The following is a 21,599-nucleotide window of genomic DNA, read 5'->3' on the forward strand; positions in this document are numbered from 1 at the left end:
GAGGCCTCTCTCTCCCCTCCGTTCTGTGTTCGACGACGACGACTTCGACGCTCCCCTCGCTGACCTCGACCCCGAGACGGTGGCCGCCTTCGACGGGGCCGCTGCGGAGGCCTTCGCCGACCGCAAGGCCCGTCTGACGCGTGTCCTCGTCGACGGTGAGACGGGCGTCCTCTACGAGTCGCTCGCGCTCTTCGCCGAGCCCCTCTTCGCGCTCTACGACCTCGACGCCGCCGACGCCTTCCGCCTCCGCACCGAGCCCGAGGCCGTCGCCGACGACACGGTCGCGCTGCTGGAGACGGCCCGCGTGCTGTGGGCCTTCTTCTCGCTGCCTGCCCCCGACCGCGCCCACAAGCGATCGGCGCTCGCCGCCCAGCTCGTCGGTGAGGACCCCTCCGAGGAGGACTGGATGGGCCTCGACGGGCTCCTCGGCTCGGTCGAGGTCCACTGGCAGGCCATGCTGCCCGAGGAGATCGAGATGGCCCAGCAGACCGGGCACCCGACGCTCGGCTTCGACGACCTGCTTCACCACCCGGCCTTCCGCGTCGGCACCGAGGAGGACGACGCGACGCACGCGGGCTTCGGCCCGGACGGTCTCTCGGAGACCGAGGCCCGCGCCCGCTTCGCGCAGCCGCTCCTGGAGTCGGACGCGGTGATGACCGACCCCGACGCCTTCGAGGACGCCCTCGCCCGCGCCGACGAGTATTGGGACCTCGCCCGCTCCGGCGGTGACCCTGACGCCTACTCGACGTCGTTCGCCGAGGCCGACCGCGCCCGGGTCGCTGACGAAGCCCGCACGATGGTCGCCCGCTTCCGGGAGCTGTTCCCCGAGCACGCCGCCTGAGGCCGCCCGCCTCGGCGCTGAGGCGGACGCTGTGAGAGCGCTCCGACGGGGATAGGTTGGAGGTCCCGCCCCGACCTGTCCATGCCGTCCTTCGCTCGCTGGGCCTCGCTCGCCGCGTTCGTCTTCCTCGCAGGCTGCGCCACGTCTGCCGGCCCAAGCCTCATCCTGCACGACGCCCGCGTCTACACGCTGGCCTGGGGCGACCCGGACGCCGAGGGCCGCCCAGCCCCGGACGCGCCGTTCGCCGACGGCCAGTGGTCGCCGGATGCGACTGCCGTCGTGGTCGAGGGCGACCGCATCGCCTTCGTCGGCTCCGACGCCGAGGCGCTGGCAATGCGCGGACGTGACACCCGCGTCGTGGACCTGGACGGCGCGACGGTCGTCCCCGGCCTCATCGAGAGCCACGGGCACCTGCACGAGATCGGGGAGAAGGCCGAGGAGATCTCCCTCGTCGGTGTCCGCACCGAGGCCGACATCGCCGGCCGGCTCCGCGCGGCGGCCACGGACCGTCCCGACGGCGAGTGGATCCTGGGCACCGGCTGGGACGAGGGCGAGTGGGCCGACGCCCTGCCCGACCGCGCCTTCCTCGACGCGCTCTTCCCCGACCGCCCCGTCGTTCTGAAGGGCCTGCGCGGCTTCGGCACCTTCGGCAACGCCCTCGCGCTGGAAGCCGCCGGGCTCGGCCCCGACACCCCGGACCCGGTCGGCGGCACCCTCGTCCGCCGCGCCGACGGCTCGTTGACGGGCGTCCTGCTCAACAACGCCACCGACCTGCTCAACGACGCCGTCCCGCTCCGCTCGATGGCCCACCGGCAGCGGATCCTGCGCCACGGCATGGACCAACTCCTCCAGGCCGGGTACGTCTCCACTCACCACGCGGGCGTGCGGATGGACTACCTCCCCGTCTACCAGGCCCTCGCGGACAGCCTCCCCATGCGCGTCGAGGTCCTCCTGGCGGTCGGCGTGCCCGACGCGCCGGACGTGGACGAATGGACGCGGCGCGGACCCACCACCGGCCGCGAGGCCATGCTCCAGATCCGCGCCGTCAAGGCCTACTACGACGGCTCGCTGGGCTCCCGCGGCGCCCGCCTCCTCGCCGACTACGCCGACCAGCCCGGCCACCGTGGCGTCGCCGGGGCCGACTACGGCTTCGACCCGGACGCCACCGAGGCGTTCATCGCGGCGGGCTTCCAGGTGGGCATCCACGCCATCGGCGACGCAGGCAACCGCGACGTGCTCGACTTCTACGAGGGCGTCTTCGCCCGCCACCCCGACGCCCGCGCCCTGCGCCACCGCGTCGAGCACGCCCAGGTCGTCCACCCCGACGACCTCGACCGGTTCGGGACGCTGAACCTCGTCGCCTCGATGGAGCCCGGCCATGCCGTCGAGGACAGCCCGTGGGCGGGCGACCGCCTCGGGCCGGACCGCGTGCGCGGGGCCTACGCCTGGCGCTCGCTCCGCCGCGGCGGCGCGCTCCTGCTCTTCAACGCCGACTTTACCGGCACCGACTGGTCGGTCTTCTACGGGATCTACGCCGCCACCACCCGCCAGCAGAAGGACGGCACGCCGCCGGGCGGCTGGTACCCCGAGGAGGCCGTCACCGCCGAGGAGGCGCTCCGCGCCTACACCGTCTGGCCCGCCCGCGCCTCCGGCATCGAGGACCGCACCGGCACGCTCGAAGTCGGCAAGTGGGCCGACCTGACCGTGCTCTCCCTGGACCCCCTCACCACCCCCGGCGACGCCCTGCTCTCCGGCGCCGTCCGCATGACCGTCGTGGACGGGGTGGTCCGCTACGAGGCTGAGGGCCGCTGACCCCGCCTCGGTCCCTTCGCTGCCCGACCGAGGTAGCCGGGTCAGTAGTGGCCGCTGCACCGCCAGTCGCCCCGGTCGGAGGTCCACCCGCAGTGGTTCATGCCGGGGCCGCCATAGGCGAAGCCGACGCTGAACGTGGCCCCGTCGCCGGACCGCTCGTAGTACCACCACTCGCTCTGCCCTGACCGTGCCACCCAGTCGGGCGTGTCGGGGAGCGCCACGAGGAAGGCGGGGACCAACTGGGCCACGCTGTCCGGGTAGGCTCCCTGCGCGTCGCCGTACGCGACGACGGCGTCGATGATGGGCTGGAGGCGAGCTCGACCGTCCACGGCCTTCGCGCAGCCCATCGGCGAGCACGCGAACGGGTTGAAACACCCCGATAGGGCGAGGCTGGCACCGAGGAGCAGAAGGAGGCGCATCGGAAACGGAGGCATGGATCTCGTAGACGAGCCAGGGAGACAAGCGATCCGGCCGGCCTCACGCCGCCGTGACCGCGCGCTGGGCCAGCGCCGACCCGAGGCATCCGCCGTCCCTGTCCTTTCGCTCCGGCACCGAGGCCGACCGAGGCGCGCACCCTGGAGAAGTCTCCTGGCCGCATCGCGAGGGCTCGCCCTACGCGTCGTCTCCCAGCGCCTCCGCGACCGCTGCCTCCACGAACGCCTGCGCCGCCTCGGCGTCCTCCGGGACGTCGCCCCAGAACAGCGCCTCCTTGACCGCCCCGATGGCGCCCCGCTGCGGGCCCTTCAGCATCCGAATCGCCGACTGGAACAGTGCCCCGCGCCGCACGGCCTCGTCCTGTCGCGCCAGCACGTACGCCCACGCCGCATCGTGCTCGTTGGGCACCGTCCCGTCCAGCACCGCCTCGCGCACCCACTCCTTCAGCATCCCCACCGCCACGCCCTCGTCCAGCCCGAGCTGTGCCTTGATCTCGTCGCCCGAGACCGGCGGCTCCCAGTTGCGCATCCGGTCGCGCTCCTCTACCTCGGTGAACCGCCGCTCGACCCGGTCGAACCCCGTCAGGTAGCGACGCACGCGGCGCGCGTTCTTGCTCGTCACGTCCGCCCGGACGAGCAGCATCAGGTCCTCGATGTCGTCCCCGGCGTCCATCAGCAACCGGCGCACCGCCGAGTCGGTCACGTCGGAATCCACCAGGGCGGCGGGGCGGTGGTGCAGGCGGACGATCGTCTGCACGAAGTCGAGCGGGTCGCCCAGGGGCAGGCGCAGCCGACGGAAGATCTCCGGGATGAGCTTTCGCGGGCCGACGTCCTCGTGCCCGTGGAACGTCCACCCGGTCCCACGCTCGAACCGCTTTGTCAACACCTTGCCCACATCGTGGAGAAGGGCGGCCCAGCGGAGCCACAGGTCGTAGCCGTCCGCCCGGTCGCCCACCCCGACGCCCCGCTGCAGGTACGCGAGGTTGTCGACCACCTCCAGCGTGTGCCAGAAGTTGTCCTTGTGCGCGCGCCCGCCGACCTCTTCGACGCCCGCGAGCGCCGTCACCTCCGGCAGGATGGGCTCCAACAGGCCCGTCCGGAACAGCAGCCCCAGGCCGGCCGACGGCACCGGCGCCGCCAGCAGCTTGTGCAGTTCGTCTGTGATGCGCTCCGCCGACACGATCCCGATGCGATCTGCCGCCGCCGTCATCGCCTCGACCGCCTCGGGCGCGACCTCGAACCCGAGCTGCGTCGAGAACCGCGCCGCGCGGACCATCCGCAGGGGGTCGTCCGCAAACGTCACTGCTGGGTCGAGGGGCGTCCGCAGCACGCGCGTCTCCAGGTCGTCCAGCCCGCCGAAGCGGTCCACGATCTCGCCGAACGCGTCGCCCGTGAGCGAGGCCGCGAGGGCGTTGACCGTGAAGTCGCGCCGGGAGAGGTCCTCGTCCAGCGTCCCGTCCTCCACGATCGGCTTGCGGGAGTCCGCTCGGTAGCTCTCCTTCCGCGCCCCGACGAACTCCAGCACGAGGCGCTCCGGCTCGTCCTCGCCTGTGAGCGCCGCCAGCCGCGTCGCCGGGACCGTGACCGCCGCCGTCCCGAACGCCGGGTACACCGCCGGCGCCTTCACACCGAGCGCCGTCGCCACGGCCTTCGCCAGCGCGATCCCGCTGCCCGGCCCCACCGCCACCACGTCGAGGTCCGTCGTCGGCCGCCCCAGAAGCGCGTCCCGCACCGCCCCGCCGACGGCGTGCGCCTCGATCTCCAGTCGCTCGGCCTCGGCGCCGATGCGACGCAGGACGGCAGAGTAGGGGAGGGGGGCGGTCATCGAGCGGGGCTGGAAGAGCACAGAAGGTGCCGGGACACGCGGAGGGCGTCAACCCCGGAGCGGGGAAGAACGCGCAGAACTGCCGATCCCTACCGCAGTTTTCCCCGCACTCGCTCCACCAGCCGCAGCGTCGCGAGCGCGTCGTCGAGCGCGTAGGGCGCCGGGCGGCCCGCGGCGACGGCCGCCGCGAAGGCGTCCACCTCTGCCGCATCGGTGTCGGGGTGGGGGGCCTCAGAGACGAGCCGCGAGCCCCGGCCCTCCGCCTCCACGCAGAGCGGCCCGGCCAGCGACCGCGCCTCCACGCGCGAGCCCGGCCGCGAGGCGTAGAGCGCGATCTCGTCCTCGGCGACGTGGTCCGAGAAGCGGACGGTGGCCTGGGCGTAGGCGCCATTCTCGAAGCGCGCTGCCAGCGCGACCGCCCGCAGCGCCCCGTGGTCCCGCTCGGCGACGGCGTCCAGCCGCGTCACGTCGCGCGCCACCGCCAGCGTCGCGCACAGGTCGAGCGCCCCGGCCAGCAGCGTCGCCCACCCGGCCCGAGCCAGCGGACCCTCCAGGCGGGCCACCAGCGACAGCGTCACGAGCCGCGCCACCCACCCCGCAGGCACGCCCGCCAGCGCTGCCGTGGCACCCAGCGGACGCGCGACGCCCACCTCGACGCCCGCTTCTTCGGCGCGGTCGGCCAGGCCCTCCGCGGCGCCGACCGAAGAGGCGGGGGGCCACAGCAGAAACGCGTGCGCCCCGGCCCCGACGGCGAGCGCGGCATGCTCCACGCGGTCCTCCACCGGACCGCCGATCACCACCACGTGCGGCCGGTCGTCCGCCGTGCCGTTGGGGGCCGCGGGGAGACCGAGGCGCGACGCGAGGTCGGGCTCGCCGACGACGGAGAGGCGGGGGCGCCCAGCGGGCGGGGTCTGCGGCATGGGTCCGGGGGGGACGCCAATCTACCCGTCCGGTTCATCCCGTCCGCACACGTGCCGTCTACCTTCGTGCACCTCCTCCTCCGATCCTATGCGCGCCCTCTCGCTCGCGATCCTCGCAGCCTTCCTCGTCCCGGTCCTCGCCGCCCAGACGGTCCCGCCGCGCGGCGCCGACGACACGTTTGAGGTGGCGACCTGGAACCTCGAGTTCTTCGGGGCGGCCGGGCAGGGGCCCTCGAACGACACCGTCCAGCTCAACAACGTCGGCGCGGTCATCGAGCAGTCGGAGATCGACCTGTGGGCGCTGCAGGAGGTGGTCGACGTGACCGAGTGGAGCAGCCTCCTCACGCGTCTCCAGTCTGCAGGCTACTCCGGCCGCCTCGGGCCGCAGGTGAGCACCAACCCCACCTTCGACCAGAAGCTGGCGTTCATCTACGACCGGTCGGTGGTCCAGGTCACCGGGTCGCGGACGATCCTGAGCGACTTCGACTACGAGTTCGCGGGGCGCCTCCCGTTCGAGATGCAGGCCCGCGTGACTGTCGGGGGCGTCGCGCGCACGGTCTACGTGATCACGTTCCACGCGAAGGCCAGCACCGGCTCGGAGGACTACGCGCGCCGGCAGGCGGCGGCGGTGGCCCTCAAGGACTACATCGACGGCCGGATCGAGGGGGGCGACGAGGTGATCCTGCTGGGTGACTTCAACGACTACCTGACCGGCTCGACGCGCGGCAGCAGCTTCACGTCGCCGTACGACGGGTTCGTGCAGGACGCGGACTACGTGCCGGCCACGCTGGCTCTCGAAGACAGCGGCGTCAACACCTTCTGCACCAACTCGACGTGCACCGGCGGCGACACGCGTGACCACCTCCTCTTTACGTCGGGCCTCTCGGGGCTCTACGTCGAGGGGTCGGTGGACCGCTACGGCGAGGTCCTGACCGGCGTCAGCAGCTACGTCAACTCGACCTCAGACCACGTCCCGGTGCTCGCGCGCTTCTCGTTCCTCTCCACCGACACGCCCGTCGATCCGGACGCCGGGGTGGCGCTGCTCGCTCCGGCTCCCAACCCGGTCCGCGCCGACGCGCGCCTCCGCTTCCGCCTCGACGCGCCGGGCGAGGTTCAGCTGGACGTGTTCGATGCGCTCGGCCGCCGCGTCGCCTTGCTGGCGGGCACCTACGGAGCCGGACAGCACGCGGTCCGGCTGGGCAGTGGCACCTTCGCGCCGGGCGTCTACATGGTCCGGCTCCAGGCCGCGGGTGTCGTCCGGACGCAGCGGCTGATCCGCGCCGAGTAGCACGTTCGGAGGCGGGCCGCCGGGGAGTTGCACCCGGCCCGTCGCCGAGGCGGACGGTCTGGAGGGCGGGCACAAAAAAGGGCGGCGGCCCTCCGAAGAGGACCGCCGCCCGAAGCGTTGAGCCGGGGGGCTTAGTAGCCGCCGCCGCCACCGCGGTAGCCGCCACCGCCACCACCACCGTAGCTGCCGCCGCCGCCACCGCCGCGGTAGCCACCGCCACCGCCGCCGCCACCGCGGTAGCCACCACCGCCGCCACCGCTCGGACGCTCGCCACGCGGGCGGGCCTCGTTCACGGTCAGCGGGCGGCCGCCCATCTCGTGGCCGTTGAGGCCCTCGATGGCCGCATCGGCCTCGGAGTCGCTGGACATCTCGACGAAGCCGAAGCCACGCGAGCGGCCCGTGTCACGGTCCTTGATGACGGTCGCCTTATCGACGGTGCCGTACTCTTCAAAAAGGCCACGAAGCTCGGCGTCGTCCGACGAGTAGGGGAGGTTCGCGACGTAAATGTTCTTCATCTCTACGGGAGGTTGAGGGGGAGCGCCGACAGGGAAAGGCGAAAGACGTTGTGGGCCAGAAAGCTCGACTCGGATCTGTCGGCCCCGCGTGCTCCGTGAAAGCAGAGCCCGCGATGGATTCGCCGAAGGGCGATCACCACGGGCAGGTCTCATCAACATACCGCATCACGGACCGATAGATCCTCCACGCAGGGATTTCGTACGTCCCTGAGAGGCTCTGAGGGGCATTCGGTCAGTCCAGGCCGTAGGTCTCGGCGATTTGCTCGGCCGTGAACGGCTGGCGCTCGGCCTCGGGCAGCGCGTCGCGGGTGAGCACGAACGGCCCGATCGCGAGCGCGTCCATGTGCGTCCGCCGAAACACGCGGAGGGCGTCCGCCGGGGCGTGGACGATGGGCTCGCCGCGCACGTTGAACGACGTGTTGACGAGCACCGGGCAGCCGGTCCGCGCCTCGAACGCCTTCAGGAGGTGGTAGTAGAGGCCGTTTCTCGCCTCCGTGACCGTCTGCACGCGCGCCGAGCCGTCGACGTGGGTGACGGCTGGGACGGTGCTCTGGACGCCTCCCATCCGGCCGAGGCCCTCGCCCTCGACCGTGGCCCCGCGCACCGGGCCGACGAGGAGCATGTAGGGGGAGTCGGGAGAGGGGCGAGAACGGGTCGCCCCTGACTCCGCATTCCCCGTCCCGCCGAGGTCGAACACCTCGTCGGCTCGCTCGGCCAGCACCGACGGCGCGAAGGGACGGAAGCTCTCGCGGAACTTGATCTGGAGGTTGACGCGGCGCTGAACCGCGCGCCCGCGCGGGTCGGCGAGGATGGAGCGGTGGCCGAGGGCGCGGGGCCCGAACTCGGCGCGGCCCTGAAACCAGCCGACCGTCTTTTCCTCAGCCAGAAGACCGGCGACGCGGTCGCACAGCGCGTCGTCGTCGGCCAGCGTCTCGTACGCCAGCCCCTCGGCGTCGAGCGCGGCGCGGACCTCGGCGACGCTCCACTGGGGCCCGAGGTAGCTGCCGTGCATGCCGTCGGCCGGGTGGACGGTCCGCCCGAGGCCGGCCCACTCGTGGGTGGCGACGAGCGCGGCTCCCAGCGCGCCGCCCGCGTCGCCCGCGGCGGGCTGGACCCAGATCCGCTCGAACGGTCCCTCCCGCAGCAGCCGCCCGTTGGCGACGCAGTTGAGCGCCACGCCGCCCGCGAGGCAGAGGTTGGCCTCGCCCGTCTCCGCGTGGACGTGGCGCGCCATCCGCAGCACGGCCTCCTCGACGACCGCCTGGACGCTCCGCGCGAGGTCCATCTCGCGCTGTGTCAGGGGGCCTTCGGGCTCGCGCGCCGGGCCACCGAACAGGGTCTCGAAGCGCCGCCCCGTCATCCGCAGGCCGACCGGGAACGTGAACGCGTCGGCGTGGAGCCGGTACGAGCCGTCCGCCCGGAGGTCGATCAGGTGCTCCAGGATGGTGTCCACGTAGCGCGGCTCGCCGTAGGGAGCCAGCCCCATCAGCTTGTACTCGCCCGAGTTGACGCGGAAGCCGCAGAACGTGGTGAACGCCGAGTACAGCAGCCCGAGCGAGTGCGGGAAGTGGATCTCCTGTCGCAGGTCGAGTCCGGCACCGTCGCCCACGCCCCAGCTGGTCGTCGCCCACTCGCCGACGCCGTCGGTGGTGAGCACGGCCGCCCGCTCGAAGGGCGACGGGTAGAACGCGCTCGCGGCGTGGCTCCGGTGGTGCTCGGCGAACACGAGCGGCCCCTCGTAGCCGCCCAACTCCTTGCGAAGGATGTCGGGCGTCCAGAGCTTGCGCCGGAGCCAGAGCGGCATCGCCTGGAGGAACGACCCGAGGCCCCTCGGAGCGTAGGCCAGGTAGGTTTCCAGGAGCCGCTCGAAAGTCAGCAGCGGCTTGTCATAGAACGCGACCGCGTCGAGGTCGGCCGCCTCGATGCCCGCCTCGGCGAGGCAGTAGGCGGCCGCGTTCGAGGGGAACGAGGGGTCGTGCTTGCGCCGCGTGAACCGCTCCTCCTGCGCCGCCGCCACGATCTCGCCGTCGCGCACGAGCGCCGCCGCGGCGTCGTGGTAGAAGCAGGACAGGCCGAGAACGGTCACCGCGCGGTGGAGTCGGCGAGGGTGGGGAGGATGAGGGCGCCGAGCGCTTCGCCGATGGCGTGGTGGCCCGCCGTCGAGAAGTGGACGCCATCGAGGAACAGGCCGTCGGGTCCGCCCTCGGCCGCCACCACCGCGTGCGCGTCGAACACGACGGCTCCGGCAGCGCGGGCCTCGTCCAGGGCCGCCTGTGCCTCCGAAGGGACCGGAAGAGGACCGTCTCCCCTCACGGTCGGCGTCACGCCCACGAGGATGGGCACGCCGCGGCGCTGCGCGTCCGCGACGACGGACTGCAGCGCGGCGAGGTTGGCGTCACGCCGGGCCTCCGTCTCATGCGAGGCCACGTCGTCGTAGCCGGGCGGGAGGTCGTCCACGGTGAACGGCTCGCCCGGCGCCGAGGACTCGCGAAAGGCCCCGAGCCAGTACCGGAACAGGAGCTGGTCGACGAGCTCGACGGCGGCGAACCGCGGGGCCAGCCGGGCCGGGAGCAGCGGGCCCAGGGAGATGTAGGGGCGGACGGTGCTGCCCCAGGGAAAAAGCCACACGACCGCGTCGGCGCGCGCGCCCTCGACGGCGTAGACCTCGGCAGCGTTGAGCAGCGATGTCCCGTTGACGCCCGCGTTCATGGCGTAGACCGGCCGTCCCGTCGCCGAACGCACGACCTCGGACGCCCGCTCGGCATAGGTGTCGGGGTCGTCGACCTGGGACCCCCCCCACGTCACCGAGCCGCCCAGGTAGAGGACGCGGAGGGCGGAGGAATCCGCGGTGGGCACCGTGCTGACCGAGCGGAATCCGTTCTCGTCGATCGTCACGCGGGCGCCGCCGACGCGCTCCGACGCCTGGCGAGCAAGGGGACGCACTCCGCCCTCGACCGTCGAGTAGTAGAGGATGGGATCGCCCAGCCCGAGCGCCCGGGCGCCGAGCTCCATCGCGCCGAGCAGCAGCACAGTCACGAGGCCGACGGCCACCAGGGCACCCAGCCAGCGGACGGCGCGTGGGCGGCGCGAGGATGAAGAGGGGGGAGCGGTGTCCATTCAGAAGTAGCGTTCGAGGCTGCCACGGTCCGGTCGGCCGTCGGCCTTGTCGAGCCAGTAGGTCGAGGCGTCCGGGTCGGGGCGGCGGTGCATCGGGTCCTTTCCGAACAGTCGGAGGGCGAAGGCGACGGGCACGACGGCGAGCGCGAAGGCCAGCGTCAGCAGGACGCGCGTCATGACGAAGCCCATCGCGAAGGCGAGCGCCATCCAGACGGTCCGCACGGAGCGAAGGGCGACGGGAGCGAGGGTGCCGAGCGCCACCAGTACGCCGCCGACGCCGCCCAGCGCCCACACGGCGACGCCGGGCCCGCGCCGCCACAGCAGCAACCCGCTGATGCCCAGCAGCACCCCGCCCACCACCCAGCCGAACTGCCGCAGCGCGCGCCGCGACGGGTCCAGCGCGCGCACCTCGTCGCGGACGGTCTGAAGAAGAGAGGGCGTGGCGGACACGGGGCGCAGGGGGGAGGGCGAAGCTACCGCCCGGGACGGCGTGCCTCGGGGCCGGTAGCTTGCCTCGTCCTCCCGACCGCCATGCGCCTGCTCCTCCTCACCCTGTCGGTCATCGCGCTCGCGGGGTGTCGCGCGTCCTCTTCGGACAGGGGCCCGGCGCTCGGCCTCGACGACCTCCCTCTGGCTCCCGACACGCCGCCCGCGTGGGCGGCCGAAGCGGCCTGGTACGAGATCGACGTGGACCGCTTCCGCAACGGGGACCCCGACAACGACCCCACCCCGGCGGCCGTCGCCGCCACCGACGCGGTCTCTCCGATGGCGCTCCTCGACGCCGGGTGGCAGCCCACCCCCTGGGGCGCCGACTGGACCGCCCGCGCCGACTGGGAGCGCGACCTGGGGAACGCCGAGGCCACCCTCCCGCTCCGGCGCTACGGCGGCGATCTCCAGGGCGTCCTCGACGAGCTGCCAGCCATCGCCGCGCTGGGCGTGACCGCCCTCGTCCTCCGCGTCGCCGACGTGCGGGCGCCCCACCACGTCGACCCCTTCCTCGGGCCGAAGCCCGCACGCGACCGGGAGGCGATCCTGCTCGAAACGCCCGGCGACCCGGCCACCTGGGGCACCTCGGCCGCCGACCGCCTGCTTCAGGACCTCGTCGAGGCGGCCCACGCGCGGCGCCTCCGGGTGGTGCTGGACGTGGCCTGGCCCGGCTCTCTGGCAGCGACCGCTGCCAACCCCGACAGCGCCGAGGTCAACGCGCTCGCCATCGCCGTCCGCTGGCTCGACCCCGACGGCGACGGCGACTCGTCGGACGGCGTCGATGGGTTCCGCCTCGACGCCGACGCGGGCAGCGCAGCCTTCCGGGCGGAACTGCGGCGGGTCGTGAAGGCCATCCATCCCGAGGCCATCCTGATCGGCCGCCCGGCCGGCCTGGCGCCGACCGTCGGGTCCCTCGACGCGCTCGCCGACGACCGCGCGTTCCGCGTGCTCCAACTCGTGCTCGACCCGCTCGGTCCCCAGGTCACCCCTGCCGAGGTCGCCGCGGCTCTCGGCGCGGTCTACGCGGCCACCCCCCCCGACCACCTGCCGGCGTTCCTGTCCACAGCGGGGCCCGCCGACGCGCCCCGCCTCGCGACCGCACTCCGCAACGCGGGCGTTCCGGATGCCCAGGCCTCGCCGCGGATTCGGTCCGGCTATGACGCGTCGCGACCGGGGCCCGACGCCACGCGTGCCGTCGGCCTGTACCGGTTGCTCCAGGCGACGCTGCCCGCCGCCCCGCACGTGCTCGCGGGAGACGAGATCGGGGTCTGGGGCGCCCGCGCGCCCGACAACCGGCGACCGATGCCGTGGCCCGACCTGGTCCCTGCGCTCGCGGGCTCGGCCACACGTGCGCCCGTCCCCGACGCCGCGCTGCGGGCGCTGACGAGCGAGGCGCTCCGCCTCCGCAGAGACCATCCCGACCTCTTCGCCCGCGGGACCCTCGCATGGGAGCCCGAGGGCGACCTGCTCCGGTTCGTCCGCCGGAGCGAGCGCGAGGAGGCCGTCGTGGTGGTGAACCTCGGCACCGAGGCGGCGCGGGTGGCGGTGGACGCGACGACGCTGGCGTTTCACGTCGGGGTCCCGCCGGGGGCCATCGGCGGAGAGGTGGTGCTGGCCCCCCGCTCAGGGGCTGTGTTCGTGCGGAGCGTCGATCTGTAGCCCACGCGCCGGAGGACGCGGCTTCCCTCGCAGAGGGGGTGCGCCGACCGGGTGGCCGTGCCGACATTGCAGACCTCACCCATTCCGATCGCTCCATGTCTCGCGTCCTTCTCGCCGCCCTCGCCCTCGGGCTCGCCACTTCCGCCGCGGCCCAGCCGATGGCGACCGACGCCCTGCCCGCGTTCGGCACGCTCTCGCCGACCGCGGACGCGTCGTCGGTGTCCTTCGCGGCTCGCACCGGGACCGAACTCACGCTCGATGCGGTGGGCTGCTTCGGGTACGCCGACCCCTCCTCCCCGGACGCCGTCGTGAACTGGGGGGGCGGAGACCTGCGCTTCTGGGTCCGCGCCGACTTCGACGCGACCATGCTCGTCTACGGCCCCGACGGCTGGTCGTGTGACGACGACACGGAGGGCATGCTGCCCGTCGTCGACATTCGGTCGGCGCCTGCGGGGCGCTACGCGGTCTGGGTGGGTGCGTTCGCGCCCGACCCGATGGACACCGACGTAACGCTCTACGCCGGGACCCCGCCGCCGCGGCCGGTCTTGAACCCGCAAGCGGCTCCGGGGGCAGGCACGGTGAGCGCTCCGGGCGGCTTCGAGGCGTCACAGGGGAGCCTCACGCTGTCCGTCAGCGCGGGTGGTCCGGACCCGGTCGACTCCATCGACATCGGCAGCGATGACCTCTACTGCACCGGCTACATCGACGCCTCGCGCCCGACGGCCGCGCTCGCGTACGAGGCCGATGGCGGAACGGGCACCCTCACCATCGGCGCGATGTCCGAGGATGCCGACCTCGTGCTCCTGGTGGTCGGGCCGGACGGCACCCCGTACTGCAACGACGACTTCAACGGGATCAACCCGATGGTCCAGATCGATGGGCCCGCGAGCGGCGCCTACGCGGTCTGGGCGGGCACCTACAGCGCGAGCGCAGGTACCGTCGACGCGATGCTGAGTGTCGGAGAGGCGGATCTGCAGGAGGACATATACATCGACGACTACGACTACGAGCCGACGCCGTACTCGGAGGGCACCTACGTCCCCCTGGACCTCGACGCGACGCCGTCGGTTCGCATCGCAGCCTCCGAGACAGACGCGGGATCGGCGGAGGTCTCCGTCCGCCCGGCGGCGCCGAACCCGGTCCAGGGCTCCGAGTGCTCGGGCTACATCGAGACGGCGCCCACGGCGGGCATCACGCTCCGCGGCGATGGCCCCTTCGCCCTGACCGCCTCCTCCGACGACGACCTGACGCTCCTCGTTCGGACGCCGAGCGGCGGCTGGTTCTGCAGCGACGACGCCGACGGACTCGACCCGGGCATCCAGATCGACGCGCCCGAGGCGGGCCTCTACCTCGCCTGGGTCGGCTCGTTCGGCGCGTACGGCGACGACGTGTCCGTGGACGCGACGATCTCGGCGACGGCAGGTGAGGTCGTGGTGACCAGCGACTACGACGGGGGCGTCTACGACGAAGGCATCACGCAGTCCGAAGGAGACTACGATGGGTCCGAAATCGTGGGCGGTACCGGGGGCGTCTCGATCACTGGCGGCGCGCCGCAGAGCGTGGAGGTGATGGCCGGAGGCACGGTGCTCAACCCGGTCGCGGGCGAGGCCTGCTACGGGTTCCTGAGCCGCACGCCCTCGGCGACCATCGAGGCGGACGGCATGCTGACCGTCTCGGCGTCGGCCGACGCCGACCTCACGATGGTCGTGCAGGCCCCGGATGGCACCTGGACGTGCAGCGACGACGCCGATGGCTCGGATCCGGCCGTGACCGTGGACGGTGGCGCAGGCACGTACTCGGTCTGGATCGGGACCTACTCTCGCCGGACCGACTCCGTCGCGGCGACGCTCAGCGTCGAGTAGGAACCTCGCGGGCCTCGGGGGAATCTTGAGGGACCGGAGTCGTGGGGCCGTACCAAGCGGTCCCGGCACTGCGTTTGCAGGGCTCCCGGTTCCTCCGCCCCCTTCTGGCCATGCGTCTCGTTCCTCTCCTCGCGCTCGTTCTCGCTGCGACCGCCGTGCAGGCCCAGCCTCGCACCGGCGCGGCCCCGGCCCACACGCTCGCCGTCGGTGCCGAGGCGGCCTCGGTGGCCCTCCAGGCTGGCGGCGCTGACCGCAACGCGGTCCCCGGCAGTGGGTGCTCGGGCTACATCAACAACAACCAGCCGTCGGCCAAGCTGACCGTCTCCGGCGACGGCCCGCTCGCGATCTACGCCGTCTCTGGCTCCGATACGACGCTGCTCGTCTCAGACCCTTCCGGCCGCTGGCACTGCTCGGACGACGCCAACGGCAGCAACCCTGCCGTCACGTTCGCCCGGGCCGCGCCTGGCACCTACGTCGTCTGGGTGGGCACCTTCTCGCCGAACGCGGCGGCGCAGGCCACGCTGTCGGCCGTGCGTGGGCAGCCCGCTTGGTAGGCCTGCTCCTTCGATGACCGTCCCGACGGGGCATGAGGCGACGCCCCTCGTGCCCCGTCGCTCTGTTTCGCCTGGACGCGGAGCGCGTCTCTTGCGCCTTCCCGCGCCGACTCAGTCCGTCTGGTCGGTCCGGAGCGTTTCGAGCAACTGCGAGAGCCGGATCAGGTCGGTCTCGGAGAGGTGGCCGCCGATGCGCTCCATGGAGGCGTTCACGGGGCCGTCGAGCTGGCTCAGAACCTCCAGCCCTTCGTCGGTGATCTCGACCTCGACCACGCGCCGGTCGTGCGCGGCCCGCTCGCGCTTGATGAGGCCGCGCGACTCCAGGCGTACGAGCAGCCGTGTCACGTCGGGTGTCCGGTCCAGCAGGCGCTCGCCGATCTCCGAGCACGCGTACTGGTTCGGGTGGCGACCGCGCAGGATGCGCAGCACGTTGTACTGGGCCTGTGTGACGCCGAACGGCGCCAGGGCGGCCGCCATCTCGGTGGAGATCCAGGACGCGGTGGCGATGACGTTGAGCAGCGCCTCGTGAGCGGGCGAGGCGAAGCGGTCCTGTCGGATTAGATCGGAGAGAGTCACGAATGCGGGAATCGGGCCGGTCGTACGGCCGTCTATCCGTTCGATGTTCCGACAACCATCGGCGCGGCGTTCTGCGGAGCGCCGAAGCCCTGCGGGGCGACCGGCAGAGCGAACCCGAACGCGGACCCATAGCCGACCCGGCTCTCGACCTCCAGTCGTTGTCCGTGGGCCTCCAGGATGTGCTTGACGATGGCCAGCCCGAGGCCCGTCCCGCCCCCCTCCCGAGAGCGGCTCTTGTCGACGCGAAAGAATCGCTCCGTGAGCCGGCCCAACGCCGCGTCTGGGATGCCGATCCCGTCGTCGACGACGGTGATGCGCACGTCGCCGGTGTCGCGGGGCCGGGCGGTGATCTCGACGTGCCCGCCCGGCTCGTTGTACTTGACGGCGTTCTCGACCAGGTTGGTGAGCACCTGCCGGATGCGGCCGCGGTCGCCGAGCACCAGCGGAAGCGTCTCGGGGACACGTGCGACCACGTCCACGTCGTGGTCGCGGGCGGCGTGCTCGAGCCCCTCGGTCACCTCGGCGGCGAGCGCGGCGAGGTCGAACGGCTCGCGCACGACCTGGAGGCGGCCCGTTTCCAGCTTCGAGATCTCCGAGAGGTCGCGCGTGAGGGCGTCCAGTCGCTCGGCGTTGCGGGCGATCTTCTCGACGAACCGCTGGCGGACCCGGTCGTCGTCGAGGGCCCCGTCGAGCAGCGTCTCGGCGAACCCGACGATGGCGAAGATGGGCGTTCGGAGCTCGTGGCTGACGTCCCCGAGGAACTCGCGGCGGTAGCTCTCGACCTGTTCCAGGCGCTCGATCTCACTCTGGAGCGTCCGCCCGGCGCGCCCGACCTGATGGATGAGAGCGTCCAGTTCGTCCCGGTCCGGGGTGCCCGGGAGTGCCGCGAGCACGTCGAAGCGGCGCTTCCGAGCCTCGCGGAGGGTCTGCCGGGCCAGTTCGAGGCGTCCGGCCACCGTTTTCGAGACGGCCCGGTACGCTGCGCCGCCCGCCACCGTGCCCACCAGCAGCCCGGCGGCCAAGCCGATGCCGGTACCGCGGGCGATCCCGGCTCCCAGCGCAGCCACGATGGCCACCGGCACTGCCACCTGCATCGCCACTCGGAGGGCGAGGCGGTGCAACCGGGGCGAGCGGGGCGTCGGAGCAGTCAGGGCTGGAGGGGAGCGTACAGAGGGGCGGCACCAGACCGGTGTGTCATACCCGATCCGATGGATCTGTTCCCTTTCGTACGGAGAGAGGAGGGACCTCAGGGGGGAAGAAGTCCTCCCGCTCCCTTCGGTTCTCTACCCCTCCAGCGCTTCCGCGAGGCGGTACCCGACCCCCTTGACGGTCTCGATGTAGTCGCTGCCGATCTTCTCCCGGATCTTCCGCACGTGGACATCCACCGTCCGGTCTACCACGACCACGTCGGCGCCCCAGACCGCGCTCAGCAGTTCGTCACGCTCGAAGACGCGACCGGGGTGGCTCGCCAGGAAGAACAGCAACTCGAACTCCTTGCGTGGCAGGCGGAACGTCTCGCCCGAGGCCGGGCGCTCGACGAGGTAGCGGTCCCGGTCGATCACGAGGTCGTGGACGCGAACCTGGGCTGTCGTGGCCTCCTCCTCCCGCTCGACGCGGCGGAGCAGCGCCTTCACCCGGCTGACGAGCCGCTTCGGGGAGACGGGCTTCGGGAGGTAGTCGTCGGCGCCCGCTTCCAGTCCTGCGATCTCGTCACGCTCGTCGGTGCGCGCGGTCAGCATGAGGATCGGGGTGAGCCGGAGCGCCGCCCGCTCGCGAATCTGCGCCGTCAGCGCGATGCCGTCCATGCGTGGCATCATGATGTCCACCACGATGAGGTCCGGCTTCTCCGCCTCGGCGATCGCGAGCCCCGCGACGCCGTCGCTGGCGGTCAGGACGGTGAAGCCCTCGGTTTCGAGCGCGTACTGGAGCAACTCGACGAGGTCGGGTTCGTCGTCGACGACCAGCACGGTGGCGCGGTCGTTGTCGGGGGAGCCCTCGGAGGGAGCGGCGGCCATGGGAGAGGCGGGAGCGGTGTCGGTCGGCGGGCAAGCTAGGAGCCTGCGCCGCACACCGTGTTACGGGAGTGTGTCCGCCCCTGGCGTGCGGGCGCTACGACTCGCGCAGCGCCAACCGCAGCAGGTCCTCGGCGGACTGCGTGCCGGGATGGGCGCGGAGGACCTTGCGGAGGCGCTTCTCGGCCTCGGCGCGGCTGAGGCCGAGGGCCTCCAGGCCCGACCGCGCGTCGGCGCGAGCCTCGGCGACGGCGCCGTCGCCCCCGAGCGCGCCGCCGGTGTCGAGCCCGTCCATGCCCGCGAACTTGTCCCGGAGCTCGACGATGAGGCGCTCGGCGGTCCGCTTGCCGATGCCGGGGATGCGGGTCAGCAACGCGGCATCGCCCGCGACGACGGTGTCGCGCAGTTCGCCGGGGCTCATCGCGCTCAGCGCCGCCAGGGCCAGCTTGGGCCCGACGCCCGAGACGGCAGTCAAGGTCTCGAAGGCCGTCTTCTCGCCATCGGTGGCGAACCCGTAAAGCGTCATCGCGTCCTCCCGGACGACGAAGGCGGTGATCAGCTTCGCCGGCTGGCCCACCAGCGGCAGCTTCTCGTACGACGAGGCGGGGATCAGGAGACGGTAACCGATGCCGCCGACATCGACGATGGCTTCGGTTGGCTTCTTGTCGGCGAGCGTGCCGGAGACGTAGGCGTACACGGACGGACGGGGGAGACGGCCCGCAAGCTAGAGCCGCCCACTGTCACCGGTCCGGCACTCGGTCGCTACGGGGTAGCGGGTAGCGCGCCCTCGCGGAGTGCGTCCAGCAGGCGCCGGGCCACAGAGCCGCGGTAGCTCCCCTGCTCGACGAGCCCGCCGAGGACGCGAGCCGCCTCGGCGTCGCGGCCGAGATGGAGGAGCACGCGGCCCTGCGCGAGGCGGGCCTCCTGAGCGATCCACGACGTGGGGCCGGCCTGATCGGCGATCGTGCCGAGGCGGGCGGCGGCGGCAGTCAGAGCCTCGGCGTCGTACGTCGGGAAGAGCCCGAGGACGGAGCGCCGGGCCTCGTGGACAGCGTCCAGCGCCTCGGTGAGCTCCTCAGCCTGGGCGTCGGCTGGGTCTCCGCCGCGCAGCACGGACGGGGGAACAGCGTCAATGTCGGTGAGGGCGGCCACGCGGGCGCGCTCGGGCTGGGTCGCCGTGGACACGGCGAACGCCGCCCCGTAGGCCACCAGCAGGACGGCGGCGGCAGCCAGCCACCGCGGGGCTCGCCACCGGGTGGTCCGTGGCGGGGGCGCAGCGGGGCGGTCGAGGAGGGGGCGGGCAGCCAGCGAGTCGCCGCCCACTGCGGGGGCCTCCGAGAAGAAGAGCCCTGTCAGTCGCTCGTAGCGGCGGAGCGGGTCCTCGGCCCCCGCCTCGAGGTCGCGGAGGTGGGCCTCGATGCGCCCCGCCTCGGCGTCAAGCTCGGGGTCGCGCGCGCGCGCCTCCGCGACGGCGTCGTCGTCGGACGTAAGGCCCATGCGCTGGTCGACGGCATGGCGGGCGAGGGCGTCCGCATCGATCGGCGCGGTCGCCGCGTCCACGAGGTCGGCGAGGCGATGGGCCTCGGCGAGGGCATCGGCCCACTCGGGGAGGTCGGCGAGGCGCGCGTCCACCTGTGCGCGTTCTGCGGGGGAGAGGGCCGGGTAGGCGTCGAGCAGGGTGGCGATGTCAGTCACGGCAGGAGGGGGTCGAGCCTATAGACCCGCGAAACGTGCAGATCTAACCTTCGAGAGATCCTTCATCAGAATCGAGCGAGAGATCCGGGTCGTCGAAGTGGACCGCGCGGAGGTCTGGGTCGGTGCGCAGCTTGGCGATCGCCTTCGAGTAGTACGTCCGGGTGGTGGCCAGCGTGCGGTCGGTGGCGTCGGCGATGTCCTGGTACGACTGACCCTCCAGGAGCCGTCGCCGAGCGACCTCCGAGATGGCAGGGGGCAGGTCGTCGATGGCGCGCACGATGAGCTTGCGGACGAGGGTGCGGTCCAGCCCGAGGGACTCACGGGCCGGGACGACATAGGTCTGCTCGTCCATCTCGACGAGGTCTCGCCGTCGCTCGCGGTACGACAGCAGCACGTTGCGACACACCACGCTGACGAACTGCGGGAAGCGCCCGGGGTCTCGCACGGTCTCCATCGACCGGAAGACCCGGCGGCAGGCTCGCTCGATCACGCCGTCGAGGTCGCTCGGCCCGCCCGTCCGCTCCCGAGCGAACTTGCCGTAGAAGTACCAGACGATGTAGCAGTAGGCCCAGAGCTGGGCGATGTGGCGGTCGGCTTCGGACTCACTGCGGCGCCACGCGAGGAAGGCCTCGCGCGCCGCGTCGAAGTCGTCGACGCGGAAAGGGAGGTGGCGCGCGAGTGCGCCGAGCCGTGCAGAGCGGTCGAGGGGCACGTGGCAGGCGTCGTCGGGCAGACGCGAAGATAGAGGCCCCCCAGAGGACCGGGGAAGAATCCTTGAACCCGGCCGATATGGGCGCTCAGGAGGGCTCCGCGCGTTGACCGCGCGCAGGGCGGCGTCTAGCTTGACCCCTTCGATTGCGCCCGGTCCGCCCCGAAGGGCTCGCGGACTGCTGGCGCGCCGGTCGCGGCGCGGCCGGGACGGCACGTCCTGCCGGTCCCGAGGCCGCCCGTTTTTTTGTCCACCGGCGACGCCGCCCGCCCTCCGGGCACCCAGACCCTCCCCCTTATGAACACGACCTCGTTCAAGACCTACAGCGCCAAGCCCGGCGACGTCGAGCAGGCCTGGCACGTGGTGGACGCCGAGAACGTCGTCGTCGGCCGCCTCGCTGCCCGCGTCGCCACGATCCTCCGCGGCAAGCACAAGCCCGAGTACACGCCCCACATGGACGTGGGCGACCACGTCGTCATCGTGAACGCGGACAAGGTCCGCTTTACGGGCAAGAAGGAGACCGACAAGCAGTACTACCGGCACTCCGGCTACCCCGGCGGCATCCGCTCGCGGACGCCCAAGGAGGTCCGCGCCACGCACCCCGAGCGGATCCTCGAGAATGCCGTCAAGGGCATGCTCCCGCGCACCAAGCTCGGCCGCGATCTCTACCGGAAGCTCCACGTCTACGCCGGTGCCGAGCACCCGCACGAGGCTCAGCAGCCGCAGACGCTCACCATCGACTAGTTCTGCGAGGGTTCGGGTGTGCACCCCTCGGGTGCGTCGCACCCTGCCTGCGCACTCGATCACTCGCACCTCCCCCAGTATGGCAACCCAGTTCCAGGCCGTCGGCCGCCGCAAGACGTCGGTCGCCCGCGTCTACCTCCGCCCCGGCAGCGGCAACGTCATCGTCAACAAGCGCGAGCTCGCGGAGTACCTCCCGACGACGATCCGCCAGGCCTCGGCCACGGCGCCGCTCGACCTCACCGAACTCCGCGGCCAGTTCGACGTCCTCGTCAACGCCAAGGGCGGTGGCCTCACCGGTCAGGCCGAGGCCATCCAACTCGGCATCGCCCGGTGCCTCGTCCAGTTCAACGAGGAGCTCCGCAAGCCCCTCCGCGACGCGGGCTACATGACGCGTGACCCGCGCATGGTCGAGCGCAAGAAGCCCGGCCAGCCCAAGGCCCGCAAGAAGTTCCAGTTCTCGAAGCGCTAAGCCGCTTCGTGGGTCGGGAGGCTTGGAAAGCGAGAACGTTCGACCGTTTTCGCCTTTCGAGCTTCTGACCCTTATCACACC

General features: G+C 72.4%; 21 protein-coding genes. 8 read left to right on the top strand and 13 right to left on the bottom strand.

What is annotated here, in order from left to right:
• Positions 1-25 precede the first annotated feature (25 nt).
• Both B1759_RS10320 and B1759_RS10325 read left to right on the top strand, forming a co-directional pair.
• On the top strand, positions 26-841 hold the full coding sequence (locus B1759_RS10320) for a hypothetical protein (RefSeq protein ID WP_095514924.1): 816 nt from the start codon (positions 26-28) through the stop codon (positions 839-841).
• Between the two features lie 81 nt (positions 842-922).
• Positions 923-2,653, top strand: coding sequence for an amidohydrolase (locus B1759_RS10325; RefSeq protein ID WP_095514925.1), 1,731 nt, complete (start codon positions 923-925; stop codon positions 2,651-2,653).
• A gap of 41 nt (positions 2,654-2,694) precedes the next feature.
• On the opposite strand, the gene B1759_RS10330 is transcribed toward B1759_RS10325, so the two are convergent.
• The 3 genes from B1759_RS10330 to B1759_RS10340 form a co-directional block, all read right to left on the bottom strand.
• Positions 2,695-3,087 (bottom strand): hypothetical protein, encoded by a 393-nt coding sequence (locus B1759_RS10330; RefSeq protein WP_095514926.1) that lies wholly within the window; start codon positions 3,085-3,087, stop codon positions 2,695-2,697.
• A 178-nt stretch (positions 3,088-3,265) separates the two neighbouring features.
• Entirely contained in the window at positions 3,266-4,912 is a 1,647-nt protein-coding gene (locus tag B1759_RS10335) for a CCA tRNA nucleotidyltransferase (protein WP_095514927.1), read from the bottom strand.
• Between the two features lie 89 nt (positions 4,913-5,001).
• Positions 5,002-5,832 (bottom strand): hypothetical protein, encoded by an 831-nt coding sequence (locus B1759_RS10340; RefSeq protein WP_095514928.1) that lies wholly within the window; start codon positions 5,830-5,832, stop codon positions 5,002-5,004.
• A gap of 88 nt (positions 5,833-5,920) precedes the next feature.
• Between B1759_RS10340 and B1759_RS10345 the strand changes: the two genes are divergently transcribed.
• Positions 5,921-7,120 (top strand): endonuclease/exonuclease/phosphatase family protein, encoded by a 1,200-nt coding sequence (locus B1759_RS10345; RefSeq protein ID WP_158225209.1) that lies wholly within the window; start codon positions 5,921-5,923, stop codon positions 7,118-7,120.
• Positions 7,121-7,251: 131 nt separating this feature from the next.
• On the opposite strand, the gene B1759_RS20465 is transcribed toward B1759_RS10345, so the two are convergent.
• The 4 genes from B1759_RS20465 to B1759_RS10365 all read right to left on the bottom strand — a co-directional run bounded on the left by B1759_RS20465 (position 7,252) and on the right by B1759_RS10365 (position 11,202).
• Positions 7,252-7,635, bottom strand: coding sequence for an RNA-binding protein (locus B1759_RS20465; protein ID WP_095514930.1), 384 nt, complete (start codon positions 7,633-7,635; stop codon positions 7,252-7,254).
• A 232-nt stretch (positions 7,636-7,867) separates the two neighbouring features.
• Positions 7,868-9,721 (bottom strand): carbamoyltransferase, encoded by a 1,854-nt coding sequence (locus B1759_RS10355; RefSeq protein ID WP_095514931.1) that lies wholly within the window; start codon positions 9,719-9,721, stop codon positions 7,868-7,870.
• Positions 9,718-10,752 (bottom strand): SGNH/GDSL hydrolase family protein, encoded by a 1,035-nt coding sequence (locus tag B1759_RS10360; RefSeq protein ID WP_095514932.1) that lies wholly within the window; start codon positions 10,750-10,752, stop codon positions 9,718-9,720. Before B1759_RS10360 ends, B1759_RS10355 begins: the two co-directional genes overlap by 4 nt.
• Entirely contained in the window at positions 10,753-11,202 is a 450-nt protein-coding gene (locus B1759_RS10365; protein WP_095514933.1) for an SxtJ family membrane protein, read from the bottom strand. It abuts the gene before it with no gap.
• Positions 11,203-11,283: 81 nt separating this feature from the next.
• On the opposite strand from B1759_RS10365, the gene B1759_RS10370 reads away from it, so the two are divergent.
• From B1759_RS10370 to B1759_RS10380, 3 genes are all read left to right on the top strand, one after another.
• The gene (locus B1759_RS10370) at positions 11,284-12,897 is read left to right on the top strand and encodes a DUF3459 domain-containing protein (RefSeq protein WP_095514934.1); all 1,614 of its coding nucleotides are present in this window, start codon (positions 11,284-11,286) and stop codon (positions 12,895-12,897) included.
• A gap of 95 nt (positions 12,898-12,992) precedes the next feature.
• The gene (locus B1759_RS10375) at positions 12,993-14,759 is read left to right on the top strand and encodes a hypothetical protein (protein WP_095514935.1); all 1,767 of its coding nucleotides are present in this window, start codon (positions 12,993-12,995) and stop codon (positions 14,757-14,759) included.
• A gap of 110 nt (positions 14,760-14,869) precedes the next feature.
• Positions 14,870-15,313, top strand: coding sequence for a peptidase S1 (locus B1759_RS10380; RefSeq protein WP_095514936.1), 444 nt, complete (start codon positions 14,870-14,872; stop codon positions 15,311-15,313).
• A 111-nt stretch (positions 15,314-15,424) separates the two neighbouring features.
• On the opposite strand, the gene B1759_RS10385 is transcribed toward B1759_RS10380, so the two are convergent.
• The 6 genes from B1759_RS10385 to B1759_RS10410 all read right to left on the bottom strand — a co-directional run bounded on the left by B1759_RS10385 (position 15,425) and on the right by B1759_RS10410 (position 20,308).
• On the bottom strand, positions 15,425-15,889 hold the full coding sequence (locus B1759_RS10385; RefSeq protein ID WP_095514937.1) for a MarR family winged helix-turn-helix transcriptional regulator: 465 nt from the start codon (positions 15,887-15,889) through the stop codon (positions 15,425-15,427).
• A gap of 32 nt (positions 15,890-15,921) precedes the next feature.
• Positions 15,922-17,010: a cell wall metabolism sensor histidine kinase WalK gene (locus B1759_RS10390; RefSeq protein ID WP_198948812.1), complete on the bottom strand. Its 1,089-nt coding sequence runs from the start codon at positions 17,008-17,010 to the stop codon at positions 15,922-15,924.
• A gap of 162 nt (positions 17,011-17,172) precedes the next feature.
• On the bottom strand, positions 17,173-17,904 hold the full coding sequence (locus B1759_RS10395) for a response regulator transcription factor (RefSeq protein ID WP_095514939.1): 732 nt from the start codon (positions 17,902-17,904) through the stop codon (positions 17,173-17,175).
• 94 nt (positions 17,905-17,998) lie between these two features.
• The gene (ruvA, locus tag B1759_RS10400; protein ID WP_095514940.1) at positions 17,999-18,598 is read right to left on the bottom strand and encodes a Holliday junction branch migration protein RuvA; all 600 of its coding nucleotides are present in this window, start codon (positions 18,596-18,598) and stop codon (positions 17,999-18,001) included.
• Positions 18,599-18,663: 65 nt separating this feature from the next.
• Entirely contained in the window at positions 18,664-19,596 is a 933-nt protein-coding gene (locus B1759_RS10405; protein WP_095514941.1) for a hypothetical protein, read from the bottom strand.
• 43 nt (positions 19,597-19,639) lie between these two features.
• Entirely contained in the window at positions 19,640-20,308 is a 669-nt protein-coding gene (locus B1759_RS10410) for a sigma-70 family RNA polymerase sigma factor (RefSeq protein WP_095514942.1), read from the bottom strand.
• A 294-nt stretch (positions 20,309-20,602) separates the two neighbouring features.
• Between B1759_RS10410 and rplM the strand changes: the two genes are divergently transcribed.
• Positions 20,603-21,049 (top strand): 50S ribosomal protein L13, encoded by a 447-nt coding sequence (gene rplM, locus B1759_RS10415; RefSeq protein ID WP_095514943.1) that lies wholly within the window; start codon positions 20,603-20,605, stop codon positions 21,047-21,049.
• A gap of 79 nt (positions 21,050-21,128) precedes the next feature.
• The gene (gene rpsI / locus B1759_RS10420) at positions 21,129-21,518 is read left to right on the top strand and encodes a 30S ribosomal protein S9 (protein ID WP_095514944.1); all 390 of its coding nucleotides are present in this window, start codon (positions 21,129-21,131) and stop codon (positions 21,516-21,518) included.
• Positions 21,519-21,599 lie beyond the last annotated feature (81 nt).

Source organism: Rubrivirga sp. SAORIC476, from assembly GCF_002283555.1.
GTDB lineage: Bacteria > Bacteroidota > Rhodothermia > Rhodothermales > Rubricoccaceae > Rubrivirga.

What these genes read in the sequence shown, in the direction of transcription:
- B1759_RS10325 (WP_095514925.1), top strand. Translation starts at nt 923, where the DNA reads ATGCCGTCCTTCGCTCGCTGGGCCTCGCTCGCCGCGTTCGTCTTCCTC.
- B1759_RS10330 (WP_095514926.1), bottom strand. Translation starts at nt 3,087, where the DNA reads ATGCCTCCGTTTCCGATGCGCCTCCTTCTGCTCCTCGGTGCCAGCCTC.
- B1759_RS10335 (WP_095514927.1), bottom strand. Translation starts at nt 4,912, where the DNA reads ATGACCGCCCCCCTCCCCTACTCTGCCGTCCTGCGTCGCATCGGCGCC.
- B1759_RS10340 (WP_095514928.1), bottom strand. Translation starts at nt 5,832, where the DNA reads ATGCCGCAGACCCCGCCCGCTGGGCGCCCCCGCCTCTCCGTCGTCGGC.
- B1759_RS10345 (WP_158225209.1), top strand. Translation starts at nt 5,921, where the DNA reads ATGCGCGCCCTCTCGCTCGCGATCCTCGCAGCCTTCCTCGTCCCGGTC.
- B1759_RS20465 (WP_095514930.1), bottom strand. Translation starts at nt 7,635, where the DNA reads ATGAAGAACATTTACGTCGCGAACCTCCCCTACTCGTCGGACGACGCC.
- B1759_RS10360 (WP_095514932.1), bottom strand. Translation starts at nt 10,752, where the DNA reads ATGGACACCGCTCCCCCCTCTTCATCCTCGCGCCGCCCACGCGCCGTC.
- B1759_RS10370 (WP_095514934.1), top strand. Translation starts at nt 11,284, where the DNA reads ATGCGCCTGCTCCTCCTCACCCTGTCGGTCATCGCGCTCGCGGGGTGT.
- B1759_RS10375 (WP_095514935.1), top strand. Translation starts at nt 12,993, where the DNA reads ATGTCTCGCGTCCTTCTCGCCGCCCTCGCCCTCGGGCTCGCCACTTCC.
- B1759_RS10380 (WP_095514936.1), top strand. Translation starts at nt 14,870, where the DNA reads ATGCGTCTCGTTCCTCTCCTCGCGCTCGTTCTCGCTGCGACCGCCGTG.
- B1759_RS10395 (WP_095514939.1), bottom strand. Translation starts at nt 17,904, where the DNA reads ATGGCCGCCGCTCCCTCCGAGGGCTCCCCCGACAACGACCGCGCCACC.
- rplM (WP_095514943.1), top strand. Translation starts at nt 20,603, where the DNA reads ATGAACACGACCTCGTTCAAGACCTACAGCGCCAAGCCCGGCGACGTC.
- rpsI (WP_095514944.1), top strand. Translation starts at nt 21,129, where the DNA reads ATGGCAACCCAGTTCCAGGCCGTCGGCCGCCGCAAGACGTCGGTCGCC.